The following is a 15,360-nucleotide window of genomic DNA, read 5'->3' as shown; positions in this document are numbered from 1 at the left end:
AAATATAATCAAATAGTTAGTGATTTGATATTTAAGGCTCTCGTGCTTGCGTTAGGGATAGAAACGGCATCCTTTTTTGAAGCATGAAAAAAAGATATAGTGGATAGCCCGACCATAATGGGGAACGCCAAAATAAAAAAAAGCCTATCAACAAAAGTTAATAGGCTTTTTACGAAGATTAGTTTTACTTTGAATTAGCTTTTCTTCTTCTTTTTATCTTCTAATTTCTGTACGGTATCATACATAATTGGTGTTGCTATAAATAACGATGAGTAAGTACCAACTATAACACCAACTATTAAAGCAAACATGAACCCTCTAATTGAATCTCCACCAAAAATGAAGATTGCTAATAATACTACTAATGTAGTTAAAGAGGTGTTTAATGTTCTACTTAATGTACTGCTTAATGATGAGTTTACTACACGGTCAAACTCCCAGCTTGTATGCTCATTAAAGAACTCACGAATTCTATCAAAAACAACCACGGTATCATTCAATGAGTAACCAATTACAGTAAGGATTGCCGCTATAAACGCTTGGTTAATTTCCATGTTAAATGGCATAAACTTATATGTTAATGAGAATATACCTAATACAATTAATACATCATGGAATACCGCTGCAACGGCACCTAAAGAATATTGCCAACGTTTAAAACGAATTAATATATAAAGGAATACCACAATTAAAGACCCTAATACGGCCCAAACTGATGCTTGCTTAATATCATCGGCAATAGTTGGACTCACTTTATAGAACTCCATCAAACCAACTTGTTTGTTTACATCATTTAAATCAAGGAATCCTTCATAGTTCATCCCTTCTAAATATGGTTGTAAACCGTTAAATAATTTTCCTTTTATCTCTTCGTCAACCTCAGCACCACTTTCGTTTACTTTATACTTAGTAGTAATTTTTAATTGATTAGCACCACCAAAAGTTTTAGCATCTGCACTTCCAAATACATCTGGTTTTGATAATGCATCTGTGATTTCGGCAGCATTAACGTCTTGAGCAAAACGTACTAAATATGTTCTACCTCCAACAAAATCAACACCTTGATCTAATTTGTTTGTGAATAAAGACCCTAAACTTAAAGCTAATATTGCACCAGAAATAATGAATGCTACCTTACGTTTCTTTAAAAATTCAATATTGATGTTTCTAAAAAGGTTTTTAGTAATAGGAGTTGAGAATTTTAACTCACCGCCTCTATTTACGTACCAATCAATTAATAATCTAGTAATGAAAATAGCAGTAAATAATGATGTACCAATACCAATTAATAAGGTAGTTGCAAATCCTTTAATAGGTCCTGTACCAAAAATAAATAGTATTAATGCTGTTAAACCTGTTGTAATATTCGCATCTAAAATTGATGATAGTGCATTACCAAATCCGTCTTTAATAGATTCCTTTTGGCCTTTACCTTTAGCCAACTCTTCTCTAATACGCTCAAAGATAAGTACGTTAGCATCTACCGACATACCAATTGTTAATACAATACCCGCAATACCAGGTAATGTTAATACAGCTCCTAAACCTGATAGAATACCAAAGATTAATAAGATGTTTAATGCCATAGCTATATCTGCAAATCCACCAGCTTTTCCGTAGTAGAAAATCATCCAAAGTAACACCACTATTAAAGCAATGATGAACGACATAGTACCACTATCAATAGCTTCTTGACCTAAAGACGGCCCTACAACTTCACTAGAAATAATATCTGCTGTTGCAGGTAATTTACCGGCACGTAATACGTTTGCTAAATCTATAGCTTCATTTAATGTGAAATCTCCGGAGATTGAAGAGTTACCACCTGAAATAGGCCCTGTAGTTACTCCTGGAGCAGAATAAACAACATCATCTAAAACAATAGCAATTTGACTACCTTGATTAAAAGCTTTTCCGGTCATTTCTTCCCAGATTTTCGCTCCTTTTGCATTCATTTGCATAGATACTTCAGACTTACCTGTAGGACCGAATTGGTTACGAGCATCTGTTACAACCGCACCACTCAATTGTGGAATATTATCGCGGTTTCCTATTAAAGCATATAAATCTACAAGCTCTGAATCTTTGTCTGGTTTCCCAAAAACAAACTTAGCATAACGTTGTTCTGCAGGAAGTAAGGCTCTTACTTCTTTCTTGTTTAAGTATTCAAGAATCTTTTCTTTGTCTTTTAATTCAAACTTAGCAATTACAGGTCCACCTTGATAACCAGGTCCTCTAATTAAATCTAATAACGGATTAGTTTCACTAGCAACTGCTGTAGAATCTGTAGTAGCAGCTCCTAAAAGGTCTTCAACAGCATCTTCTGCGCTAGCATCTTCAGAATCACTTGTACCTGCATCTTCAACTACCTCTTGAGCATCTTCAACTAAAGGTTTTAATACTTCATTAGCTTGCCCTAAAAAGTTAAAAAACTGCTCACCTTTATAAGCATCCCAGAATTGTAACTGGGCCATTGTAGTAAAGTTACGCTCTGCTCTATCAATATCTTTTGCTCCTGGTAATTCAATTAAAATTCTACCTGAATTTCCTAAACGTTGAATGTTTGGTGATGTAACCCCTAAACCATCAATACGTTTACGTAATACTTCAAAAGCAGAAACTACAGACTCATCAATTTTAGTTTGAATAACTGTTTTAACCTCATCATCAGTCATACTTCCGTCTATCTCACCATCCAAATCTTTGGTGTAAAATATATCTGGAGATGCTAATTTAGTATCACCCTTAATTTTATCGAATTCTACGAAGAAATCTTCTAAATACGTATTCTGGCTGTTCTTTTGAACTTCGGAAGCATTATCTAAAGCTGTATTAAAAACAGGATCTTTGGTATTGTTAGCTAACCCTTTTAAGATATCTTTTACAGATACCTGAAGAATTACATTAATACCACCTTTTAAGTCTAAACCTAAGTTCATTGCCTTAGATTTTACATCGTTATATGTGTATTTTGCAATACCAATGTTATACACGGTATCTGTAGCAATAGACTCTAAATAGTTAGCTTCTTCCTGACTTCTTAGTGCGCGATAATCAGTTTCAGTCTCAGCAATCTTTTCAATAGCTTGCTCTTCTGCATTTGTTTCAATTTGATTTGCTTTAAATGTAAACGACAATTGGTAGATACTTACCAAACCGAATAATAAAGCAAACAATTTTACTAATCCTTTGTTTTGCATTCTTATGTTAATTTATGGTCAAATTTTTAAAACGAGCAAATGTATAATTTACCGTATAACTTGACAATTATTTTTATTGATTATAATTGATTTATAAGCGTTTATAAATTGAACGCTTATAATTTTTGTATGGTAGTTGGGAAGTGTAAAATCAATAACACTTATAATGAAGTACCCTAACAGTTAGGACCTGCCCTAACTTCTGGTTTTTGATATGAATTGTTATCTATTTCAATGGCAATATTTCTATTGACTCTATAAGCCGTTTTTACAGACCTATCAATTTTGCTAATCTTAGTGCTCTCATACGGCACATATACATTTGGATTAGAAAATCTATCGTAATCATATTTTATTTCTAAAACATACTTACCTCCAAGGCTTGATGATTCCGTACCTTTTTTTATCTCGTAAACATCGAGATTATAATTATTTGATGAATCATTGGAAGAAGAATTACCACTTTCGTTCTGAACATTAGTGGCATATCCAAGTACAATATGGTTTTCTTTTGAAAGGACTTCTTTGATACTAGCAACTTTGACATTGCTGAAGTAAGTGATTTTTAAAGTTCCGTTTTGTTCTTTTTGAACTTTAATGTTTTGTGCCCCAATACATTGCAACTGCCCTTTCACATCTGCTATTGCCGTTTGAACGTAGTTTGAAGTTACATCAACATCAACAAACTCCATAACAATTTGCTGATTGGGAACAGAAACTTGTTTTTGGCAAACACCAAGAAGTGTTAATGCTATTATTAATGTACTAAAGTACCATTTTGCGTTCATGCGCCAAATATAAAAAAATAAAGACTGTATTACTACAGTCTTTATATAAATTATGTTATATGATATTCTTTTGAAATATTAAGCCTCTACGTTTAATAATCCGTTAGTTTTTCTAACACCTTCAGCACTTGATTGCATGTGCGCTTTTTCAGCTTCACTTAAAGGAATATCAACTATTTTTTCAATACCGTTTTTACCTAGAATAACTGGCACGCCAATACAAATATCGTTTAAACCATACTCACCTTCTAATAGAGTTGAACATGGGTAGATTTTCTTTTGGTCACAAGCGATAGCTTGAACTAAACCACTTACTGCAGCTCCAGGAGCATACCACGCAGAAGTACCTAATAATTTAGTTAAAGTAGCACCACCAACCTTAGTATCTGCAGCAACTTGCTCTAATCTTTCTTCACTTAAGAACTCAGAAACTTTTACACTATTTCTAGTTGCATGACTAGTTAATGGTACCATACCAGTATCACTATGTCCACCAATTACCATACCATCAACATCACTAATAGGAGCTTCTAAAGCCTCTGCTAATCTGTATTTAAAACGAGCAGAATCTAAAGCACCACCCATACCAATAATTCTATTTTTTGGAAGGTTGGTAGATTGATGCACTAAATAAGTCATAGTATCCATTGGGTTACTAACCACTATTATGATTGTATTTGGTGAATGCTCTATTAAGCTTGAAGATACCGTTTTAACAATACCTGCGTTAATACCAATTAACTCTTCACGAGTCATACCAGGTTTACGAGGAATACCAGAAGTGATAACACAAATATCACTACCTGCTGTTTTACTATAATCGTTTGTTACACCTGTAATTTTTGTATCAAAACTGTTCAATGACGCGGTTTGCATTAAATCCATGGCTTTACCTTCGGCATACCCTTCCTTAATGTCTAACAAAACTACCTCTGAAGCAAAATCTTTAATGGCAATATATTCCGCGCAACTTGCACCTACTGCTCCTGCTCCTACAACTGTTACTTTCATATTCTTATTTTTAGTGTATAATTAAAATAATCTATTGTTACCTTAATCTAATTTGATGGCACAAAAGTAATCTTTTTAATGGCGAACACCTATGATTAAAGTCATGCAAAATTAAGAATTAAAATGCTCTAAATAAAAAAAGTACGAGACTAAATCCCGTACTTTTTTAAAACAAAAAATTAAATATAAACTAACTAAAATTAAAACATATTTTTTAAGAACTATTCAATAATTCTCTTCATATTTTATCTAAACCCAAAATTGATTCCTAACGAATAGGTATTGAATTCTGAGAAATGGTACTCGGCATTAATTCTAAAAAAACCAAGTTTAAGTTTTGTTCCTAATGTGCCTCTAACAGCGGCTACTTCACTTGAAACTGAAAATGGGTCTACAATGGCATCTGCAGTTAATACACCATTAGACACTATATAAGTTCCTAACATATCCGATTCAGATTCTCCTTTTATATAACCAAGTCCACCATAAAAGTTAATTACTGGCAATTTTGTTGAAGCTATTAACTGTAACAATAATGTATTGGTATCATTTTCTAATCTTTGATCTTCGCCCTGTATTCCCGAAGATTCTGTTAAATTATAAGTGGCGTCAAGGTGGGTATATGCCACCAAACCAGAAATTGCAATTGGCATCAATTTATCGGCTGGAAGCCATTTTGTGAATTCTACCTGCACACCAGCACCATAAGCATTAAACTTAACATCTTCTGTATCAATTTTGGGAATAAACCGTGCTTTTAATTCAATTCCTTTCCCAAGACCTATGGCGCCTTGTATAAAAGCGGAAGGTATCATATTTATGTTTTCAGAAGCTAATCCTGTTGGTAAGGTAATATCCTCCGTTTGTTGACCAAAAATGGGATCATCATAAGTTACCTGAACAATCACATCGGGATCATTATGTCCTAATACTGTTGCTACCATTTGAGATTGAGACCCTTGAATAAACTGAACATTATTATAATCAGCCGAATTCATCAAAAAGCTTTTGTTTTCGCTATTAGGTGAAGCTGCATTTGCTATAATTGAAATTTCAAAACCGCCTAAAGGTTTAGCATCAGCCGTATTAAACCAGTTAGTGTTTATACTATGTATTAGACCATCTGTCCCGGGCATGAGGTAATCATTTGCAAATTGTGCAGCATCTTCTACACCAGCAGCTAATAAGGCATCAATTTCATTTTGGGCCTTAGAGGTAAATGTTATTAAACACAATAACATAAGCAGGATAATCTTTTTCATTTTTTTTAATTTGGGTAAGACAAATATAGTAAATATTTTACAAAACATAACACTTTATCGTACTTTTATACCTTTTATCGGTAATATTATACAAAAAAACCATGATTTAAAACCATGGCTTTGTAAAATTACAACTATTTCTTTAAACAAAATCTACCAGTACTGCACCTCTTCAGTATACATAGCATCTAATGATAACTGGACTGCTTTGGCGGTACTTGCGCCTGTTTGAATGTTTGAAATAGGTTGCTTCCCTTCTAAAATTGCATTCTTAAAATCCACCAACGCTTGCTTACTAGGATCTAAATGCTCTACTTTTATCGGCATACCCTTTTCCGAATTATATTCTGCCGGCAATGTAGCTCCAGCAACTCCATCTACTTCAGAAAGTTCAGTTTTCTCAGGTTTCTTGTAATAATTTATCCAAGCCTTTCCTGTAGTCATAGTAATAATTCCTTTATCACCGATAGCTTTAATTTCATATCCACCAGGAATATTACTTGTTAAACATTTAAAATGTGCCTTAACACCACTTGGGTATTCAAATATTAAATGCGTATTATCATAGGTTCCCCGACCATCATTCCAAATATTAATACCACCAGTTCCCATTATTTTATTAGGGTTTTCGTCTAGCACCCAACTTACAAAATCAATTTGATGCGAACTTAGTTCTGCTGTCATTCCTCCTGAATACTCTTTGTACATGCGCCAATTAATGGCTCTTTCATATTTAGGCTCAGGAACTTCTCTTCTCCAGTCCCCTTTTCTATACCATCGGCATTCAAAAGATCTTATATTACCTATTTCTCCTTTTTGAAGCAGATCTACCACATGTTTGTATAATCTGGAGCTATGATATTGGTGACCTGTTTGAAAAATAATTTTTGAATCTGATACTTTATCAGCTAAAGTTTCAATCTCTTTTAATCCCTTGGCCAATGTTTTTTCACAATACACATGTTTACCAGCTTCCACAGCTGCCATAGCAATTTCATAATGAGAACTAAAAGGGGTTGCAATTAATACGGAATCAATAGCTTTATCCTTTAATAAATTCACATAACTATCATAAGCTTTAGCCGTATTGTTAGTTTGAGTTACTCCTTCTTTTAGCCTAAAAGGCAAAACATCACATACAGCTGCCACATTAATTCCTTCAATATTATTCATTAAAGACATTAAACCAAGCCCACGCTGTCCTGTTCCTATAACCCCAATATTAATTTCACTTTTACCAAATGAAGTACAAGAAACCGCTCCGAGTGCAGAAGTGGTAGCTATCACGCCTGCTGATGCTAAACCGCTTTTTACAACAAACTCTCTTCTTTTCATTACTTAGTATATTATTTTAAATTAAATGTAAAAAATAAGAGGCTGATTTGCCTCTTATTTTTAATTCATAATATGTTTACAATTTTGGCTCCCAACCTGGTTCATAGGTTCTTGACCACAACTTCATAGCATCTCTATCGTATATACGACCAGAGTTTTCATCAACATCAAACGACTTACCTATTCTTGAAGAAATATTTGCATAATGTGTAAGCATTTGACTTATTGCCCCTTGCTCTATAGGTGATGTTAACTTTTCTTCTCCTCTAATTGCCTTGAAAAAATTATCACAATGCCTTGTTGTTAAGTTTCCTCCTCCACCTAAGGCAACACCGGCTTCTGTTTTAGAAGACATATTCGTCTTAATCAATTTACCAGCAATATCGAACATTTTATATCCACTTCGATCAATAAAAACAGAACCTTTCGAACCATAAATTATTGTTCCTCTTCCAGCTCCATATTTATTATACCCGTTCCTACTTTGTCCGTTCCATTGGATTAATCTATTATTGGAAAAATGAAAATTCGCTTCCATAGTATCATACATTTCCCATCCATCATCCTTATACTGAAACTTTCCTGAATATACATTTACGTGTTCAGGATACTTTACATCTAATGCCCAACGTGCAATATCAAGCTCATGTGTAGCATTATTACCAGTTTCTGCGGTTCCAAAATCCCATCCATACCAATGCCAGTTATAATTCCAAGTGTCATGCATATAATCTTTTCTAGGAGAGGGTCCTTGAAAAAGATCCCAATCTAAACCTTCGGGTGGAGCCGCTATTACAGGTTTAATCACTCGTCCTCTAGTGTTTCTATAAAAGGCTATCGCCTTATACACATCTCCAATAATCCCATTATGAATATCATTAATTATCTCTTGTGACTGAAATGAAGATCGTTGCTGGTTTCCCATTTGCACGAGTTTATTATATTTCTCTTGAAAAGCAACCAGTAACTCACCTTCTCTAGGGTTATGACTACATGGTTTCTCTAAATAAACATGCTTTCCTCCTTCCATAGCCATACATGCTCCAGGTGCATGCCAATGGTCAGGAGTAGCCATAAAAATGGCATCCACCTTACTATCCTCTATCACTCTTCTTATATCATTTTCAAGAATTGGTTTATTTTTAATATGCTTTGAAAATTTTAAAGCTGCGCTTTCTCGTTGACTCTTCATCACATCACACAAATAAAGTAATTTTACATTATTTTTTTCTGATGCAATAGATTCAACATATCCAGGATATCTTCTTCCTAAACCTTGAATAGCTACATTTATTCTATCATTTGCGCCAATAATTCTTGAATAACTCTGTGCTGAAGCACTAGTAAAACCACCCGTTAGTGATACACCAACAGCCCCCGCTGTTGCTTTCTTTATAAAATCTCGTCTATTCGATGCCATAATTATTATCTTTTAGTTGAACTCTCTAATTTTTATACTTCTAAAATGAACTGTATCACCATGATCTTGTAACAAAATATGACCCGATGGCCACTGACCAAAATTATCCCAATCTTTATATTTGCTATAAGCTACAAGTGCTCTAAACATATGAGAAAAGCGGTCATATTCTACAACCTTTTCATTGTTTAACCAATGCTCAACTTTTCCACCCTTTACAACTATTCTTGCCTTGTTCCATTTACCTATACCTTTAAACTGCTTTTTACGTCCTGCAATGGTATATCCTTCAGCTGTTATTAAATCATATAAAGACCCTATCGTTCTGTTTCCATTCACTCCTCTCTTAGCATCTGGATGTTTTTTATCGTCCAAGATTTGAAACTCACATCCTATAGCAGAACCTGCTCCTTTATTAAGGTTAGGATCAACAAAATATTTAATACCACTATTTGCAACTTCTGTAATTTTGAATTCTAACTCTAATTCAAAACTACTATATACATCTGTAGTTACTATATCTCCAGGGCCAGTAGATTCACCACCATCGGTTGCTAAAACAGTTAGAATACCATCTTTCATTTCCCATCCAGATTTTGGAAAATCATCAAGTTTAGCTCCACGCCATCCATTACTAGTCTTACCATCCCAAAGTAATCTCCAACCATTGCGCTTTTCTCCAACAGTAAGTTGATTTAATAGATAACTTAATTCCTTAACTTCTGGATCTTGATCCCAACTACTTTCCTCTAAATTATCAGTTTTAATTCTAATATTTTTCCATTTAATTTGTTTACCATCTTTTTGTTTACTTCCCCCAATACTGTGCACTTGAAGACCAATAAAACCTGAAGCTGTAATATCATCTACTAAATTAGAGCATTGAACCCCATTTATCCAAGTTTTTATTGAGTTCCCGATAGCTTCAATTCTACATTTATTCCAGCTACCGTTATTAAATGCTTTTCTGCCTTTTTCATTTACAGCTAATGGATATAACCAACCACGTCTGGCCTCATCAAAAATACCACCACTGAAAGCACGATCACTAGGATCTAATTCAAATTGATACCCGTGAACTCTTCCATTATTATGATCTTTGAAACTATTAGACCTGAATTGCACTCCTGAATTAAGAATTGGGTCTACAATAACGTCAAATTCTAAAATAAAATTATCGTAATTCTCCTTAGAACATAAAAAACTATTCGGTGTTCCAATTTTTGAGGTTCCAACAATGACACCGTTTTTAACAGTATAATCAGCTTCACCATTTAATTGTTTCCAACCATCTAAATTTTTACCGTTGAAAAGAACTTTCCAACCATCATTATTTGCCTGAGCATTACCTTCTATAGGATTAATTCCAACAAAAATTAAACCTACAATAACTAACCATTTGAATTTTAAATACATCTTAAATTTTAATAATTTGAATTAATTTATTTAGTTTTGTGTGCGTGCACGTAAAATTATACATTTAGTTAAACTATATCAAATAAAAGCACATTTATTATGTATTTTTGGACGTAGAAACAACATTTTTTTATTTAGAACAACATTGACTACTATAAAGGACATAGCAAAAAAGGCAAACGTATCTACAGGAACAGTAGATAGGGTTATTCATAACAGACCTGGAGTTTCTGAAAAGACTAAAATTCTTGTTAAGAAAATTTTAGAAGAACATAACTTTCAAATAAACACTATTGCCAGTACACTAGCTCTAAACAAAAGTTACAAAATAGCTGCTTTAATACCTGAAGCTAGTGCTAAAAATGAGTTTTGGTCTGAACCAAAAAAAGGTATTGAAAAGGCCACTGAAGAGATTAAAAATTTTAGGGTTTCAACTACTTTTTTCTTGTTTAATCAATTTGATAATAAATCTTATTTAACAGCATTTAAGAATCTAATAAAGGATGAGTTTGATGCCGTTTTGGTAGCTCCTGTTTTTCACAAGGAAACCATCAAACTTGTTGAATATCTTGACAAAAAGAATACACCTTATATTTTTATCAATATCGAAGAAAAAGGTTTGAACGCCCTATCATTTATTGGGCAAGATTCATTTAAAAGCGGCTATTTAGCAGCTAAATTAATGAGTGTTATGATTCCTGATTCTAGTAATATAATGATTCCTGTTTTTAGACTTAATACAGGCAACTATTTATCTATTACCGAAAGAATTAGTGGGTTTAAATCATTTTTTAATGATAAAAAATCAGATCTTGAAATAAAGGATTTGGTAATTCCTGATTTAGAAAATACGGATGGCATAACTAAAGTATTAGATGAGCAATTTAGGGACCATATATTTGGCGGTATTTTTGTTCCTTCAAGTAATGCGTATTTAATTTCGAAATACTTAGAAGCTTCAAAACGAAATAACATTAGATTAATAGGGTACGATACAAATCAAGAAAACATAAATGGTTTAAAGAACGACACCATAGATTTTTTAATCTGTCAAAATCCATATATGCAAGGCTTTAAAGGCATTAAACTTTTGAGTGATTACCTTGTAATGAATAAGGTCCCCGAAACTAGCTATCATTCCCCAATGACCATTGTTACAAAAGAGAACATTGATTCCATTTAAAAAATAAAAAATCCCATAAAGAAATCTTTATGGGATTTAAGTTTTAGTTTATTTGGTCTAATTATTACGCATCAATATTGGCGTAAATAGCATTTTTCTCAATAAAATCTCTACGAGGTGGTACCTCATCCCCCATAAGCATAGAGAAAATTCGATCTGCTTCAGTACCATTATCTATTTGAACTAAACGCATGGTTCTAAACTCAGGATTCATAGTAGTATCCCAAAGCTGTTCTGCGTTCATTTCTCCTAGACCTTTATAACGTTGTATCTTAGAGCCATCACCAAACTGAGTTACTATTTCGTCACGTTCAGCATCCGACCAAGCATATTGCTTTTTAGCACCCTTTTTAACCAAATATAAAGGTGGAGTTGCAATATAAATATGTCCGTTTTCAATTAACTCCTTCATATACCTAAAGAAGAACGTTAAGATTAAAGTTGCAATGTGACTACCATCAATATCGGCATCACACATAATAACAACTTTATGATATCGAAGTTTGGAAAGGTTTAAAGCTTTACTATCCTCTTCAGTTCCTATAGTAACACCAAGAGCTGTAAAAATATTCTTAATCTCTTCGTTTTCAAACACTTTATGGGTCATAGCCTTTTCAACATTAAGAATCTTTCCTCTTAATGGTAAAATAGCCTGAAATGCTCTATCACGACCTTGTTTTGCAGTTCCACCTGCCGAATCTCCCTCAACAAGAAACACTTCACATTTTGCAGGATCTTGCTCAGAACAATCAGATAATTTCCCCGGTAAACCGCCAATACTCATTACCGTTTTACGTTGCACCATCTCACGAGCTTTTTGAGCCGCATGACGCGCCTGAGCAGCAAGAATTACTTTCTGAACAATAATTTTAGCATCATCTGGATGTTCCTCTAAATAGTCAGAAAGCATTTCAGAAACCGCTTGACTTACTGAAGCCGAAACTTCTCTATTTCCTAATTTAGTTTTGGTCTGTCCTTCAAACTGTGGTTCTTGGACTTTTACAGAAATAATAGCTGTTAATCCTTCACGGAAATCATCACCAGAAATATCAAATTTTAGTTTATCTAACATTCCTGAACCATCAGCATACTTTTTCAATGTATGTGTTAATCCACGACGAAAACCAGATAAATGCGTTCCTCCTTCATGAGTGTTGATGTTATTTACATATGAGTGCAAATTCTCAGCATATGATGTATTATAAACCATAGCCACCTCAACTGGCACTCCATTTTTTTCACCTTCAAATGAAATAACATCTTTCATTAAAGGTTCGCGTGTAGCATCTAAATATTGAATAAATTCCTTAAGTCCTTCCTTAGAATGGAAAGTTTCCCCTTCAAAAGTACCATCTTCTTTTTTGGTTCTTCTATCAACAATATGTATTGTTATACCCTTGTTTAAGTATGACAACTCTCTCAATCTGCTAGCTAAAGTATCATAACTATAGTCCAAGGTTTGAGTAAATATAGTAGAGTCTGGTTTAAATGTAACTGTGGTTCCTCTCTTTTCAGTATCACCAACTTGTTTTACTGGGTATAATGTTTTACCTCGCTCATATTCTTGCTCCCAAATTTTACCATTTCTATAAACAGTAGCCTTTAAGTGCTCAGATAAAGCGTTCACACAACTTACACCTACCCCATGTAAACCACCAGATACTTTATAAGAATCTTTATCAAATTTACCTCCAGCACCAATCTTAGTCATTACAACCTCAAGGGCAGAAACACCTTCTTTTTTGTGTAAGTCTACTGGAATACCACGACCATCATCTTCTGTAGTAATGGAATTATCCTCATTTATTGTAACGGTTATATTATCACAATGTCCTGCTAAAGCTTCATCAATAGAGTTATCTACAACTTCATAAACTAAGTGGTGCAATCCACGCGTTCCAACATCACCAATGTACATTGAAGGACGCATACGTACATGCTCCATACCCTCCAATGCTTGTATACTATCGGCAGAATAATTATGCTTATTAAATTCTTCTTTTTCTTCGCTCATATTTAATTTTATAAATAATTAAGAAATTAGTTTTACTACATAAAAAAATGACGCAATAGCATCATTCTCAACTATAACAAATATACGAAATATAAAAGCTGTTAAATAGCATTTTAAAGTGTTTGTTTAAAAATTATCAACAATTGTTAATTAATTAAAAATGGCTTAAAACAGCTTAAAAAGACCTTAAAATTGATTTTATGGGATTTTGTTATGCTTGAGAATAAGAAAATTAACAAAACGCTTTAAAAGTTCTTATATGCATTCCTGTCACCTGAAATAAATATTTCAGAGAAAATTAAACATCGTAAGATTTAACTAAACATAACTAACTAAACAACAGTATTTTAAACAAAAAAAAAGAAATATTTTTGTATCTTATATGAGAAAATCCTTCTCTTATGAATTTCAATATTTATAATACCATAATTCTCGCTGGAATTATTCAAGGGTTTATTTTTGTGACCGTTGTCCTGTGTTCTAAAAAATTCAGGTCAAAAAGCACCTTAATATTAGCGGCTTTGGTATTTTGTTATTCTATAAGTAATGTTATTTACATAATTCCTGATATTGGACTTATTACTTTAATTGAGGCTTACCATTACTTCTTTATTCCTCTTGCTCCCCTAATACCTGTTTTAATTTATTTTTATGTTTTGTTCTTTTTAAATCCAATTAGAAAATTCTCGGTAAAGGATAAACTTTTATTTGTGCCATTTATATTTTTTCTTGCTGTTTTCTTAGCCTTCAAATTTGTAGTATTATTTGACTCACTTAAAACCACTGAAATAACACCATCCTTTTTGTTTTGGATTAGAAGTAATGAAATCTTTTCTGTTATTTACAGCATTGTTTTATTAGTATCAGTACTTATTAAAGTTTACAATCATGATAAGTTAAAACAAACCTTCGATTTAAAAAAGATTAAACCAAGCCTTGCATGGTTAAAATTAATGTTAACCACCATTTTCTTTTTCACTTTGGTATGGGCTTATCTTACTTATGCCAATATTTTTGGAAATAACATTGGTGAAAACGACTTTTATATTCTCTGGATTTCTATGGCCGCCTTAATCTATTTAATGGGGCATATTGGTATTTACAAATTTGGAGTCATTAAAGAGCGCAAAAGAATAAGGCGCTTTATTATTTCCAAACAACTAGATATTTCACAAGTTAGTATAAATAAGCATATCAGAGATTTTGAAAATTACCTTAAAGAAGAAAAGGCTTATTTAAACCCCCATTTATCTTTGGAAAGTGTGGCTGAGCACCTTAAAATTAGTCCAAGTTATTTATCAAGAACAATACATAGTGAACTTGACAGCAGTTTTTCGGATTATGTTCATAATTTGAGAGTTCAAGAAGCTAAATCATATCTATGCAAACCTGAGTTTTCAAATTACACTATGGTCTCTATAGGTCTCGAGGCGGGATTCAACTCTAGATCTTCCTTTTTCAACATTTTCAAGTTGGAAACAGGCAAAACCCCATATCAATACAAAAAGGAGTATTCTAAAAATAACTTAAAGCGTTAGGACCATCGGTTAAAATCATAAAAAGGAAGTTGATTTAATATTACTTACAAAATAAGTCCAGATAATTGACATTTTCAGGAATTTGGACTCCAAAAACAGCTCAAGTCTATATTTTGATAGATAACCAATCCTTTCCATAATCTCACCTGCTTTCCTTGAGCATTAATAGCAAAAACACTTTACCTAAAAACTT

Annotated in this window: 10 protein-coding genes; 2 read left to right on the top strand and 8 right to left on the bottom strand. The window is 33.1% G+C overall.

From position 1 onward, the window contains the following. Positions 1 to 194 precede the first annotated feature (194 nt). The 7 genes from secDF to FUA22_RS03555 form a co-directional block, all read right to left on the bottom strand. Positions 195 to 3,200 carry a protein translocase subunit SecDF gene (gene secDF, locus FUA22_RS03585; RefSeq protein WP_147766461.1) on the bottom strand — a complete coding sequence of 1,002 codons (3,006 nt, stop codon included), beginning with the start codon at positions 3,198 to 3,200 and terminating at the stop codon, positions 195 to 197. A gap of 176 nt (positions 3,201 to 3,376) precedes the next feature. Then, complete coding sequence (locus tag FUA22_RS03580; protein ID WP_147766460.1) at positions 3,377 to 3,988, bottom strand: hypothetical protein; 612 nt, start codon at positions 3,986 to 3,988, stop codon at positions 3,377 to 3,379. A 78-nt stretch (positions 3,989 to 4,066) separates the two neighbouring features. Next, positions 4,067 to 4,999: a malate dehydrogenase gene (mdh, locus tag FUA22_RS03575; protein WP_147766459.1), complete on the bottom strand. Its 933-nt coding sequence runs from the start codon at positions 4,997 to 4,999 to the stop codon at positions 4,067 to 4,069. A gap of 245 nt (positions 5,000 to 5,244) precedes the next feature. Further along, a complete protein-coding gene (locus FUA22_RS03570; protein ID WP_147766458.1) occupies positions 5,245 to 6,261 on the bottom strand; it encodes a DUF6588 family protein in 1,017 nt (338 codons plus the stop codon). Between the two features lie 153 nt (positions 6,262 to 6,414). After that, positions 6,415 to 7,596 (bottom strand): Gfo/Idh/MocA family protein, encoded by a 1,182-nt coding sequence (locus FUA22_RS03565; RefSeq protein ID WP_147766457.1) that lies wholly within the window; start codon positions 7,594 to 7,596, stop codon positions 6,415 to 6,417. A 76-nt stretch (positions 7,597 to 7,672) separates the two neighbouring features. Then, entirely contained in the window at positions 7,673 to 9,016 is a 1,344-nt protein-coding gene (locus tag FUA22_RS03560) for a Gfo/Idh/MocA family protein (protein ID WP_147766456.1), read from the bottom strand. Between the two features lie 12 nt (positions 9,017 to 9,028). Next, positions 9,029 to 10,432: a 3-keto-disaccharide hydrolase gene (locus FUA22_RS03555; protein ID WP_147766455.1), complete on the bottom strand. Its 1,404-nt coding sequence runs from the start codon at positions 10,430 to 10,432 to the stop codon at positions 9,029 to 9,031. A gap of 145 nt (positions 10,433 to 10,577) precedes the next feature. On the opposite strand from FUA22_RS03555, the gene FUA22_RS03550 reads away from it, so the two are divergent. Then, positions 10,578 to 11,615 carry a substrate-binding domain-containing protein gene (locus FUA22_RS03550; RefSeq protein WP_170309833.1) on the top strand — a complete coding sequence of 346 codons (1,038 nt, stop codon included), beginning with the start codon at positions 10,578 to 10,580 and terminating at the stop codon, positions 11,613 to 11,615. A 64-nt stretch (positions 11,616 to 11,679) separates the two neighbouring features. Here the strand turns inward: FUA22_RS03550 and gyrB are convergent, their stop codons facing one another. Continuing rightward, positions 11,680 to 13,629, bottom strand: a complete 1,950-nt coding sequence (gyrB, locus tag FUA22_RS03545) for a DNA topoisomerase (ATP-hydrolyzing) subunit B (protein WP_147766453.1) — start codon at positions 13,627 to 13,629, stop codon at positions 11,680 to 11,682. 401 nt (positions 13,630 to 14,030) lie between these two features. On the opposite strand from gyrB, the gene FUA22_RS03540 reads away from it, so the two are divergent. Continuing rightward, complete coding sequence (locus tag FUA22_RS03540; protein ID WP_147766452.1) at positions 14,031 to 15,167, top strand: helix-turn-helix domain-containing protein; 1,137 nt, start codon at positions 14,031 to 14,033, stop codon at positions 15,165 to 15,167. Positions 15,168 to 15,360 lie beyond the last annotated feature (193 nt).

Origin of the sequence: Seonamhaeicola maritimus (assembly GCF_008056315.1) — a bacterium.
Classification (GTDB): Bacteria; Bacteroidota; Bacteroidia; order Flavobacteriales; family Flavobacteriaceae; genus Seonamhaeicola; species Seonamhaeicola maritimus.
This window is presented reverse-complemented; position numbering and strand designations above follow the sequence as displayed.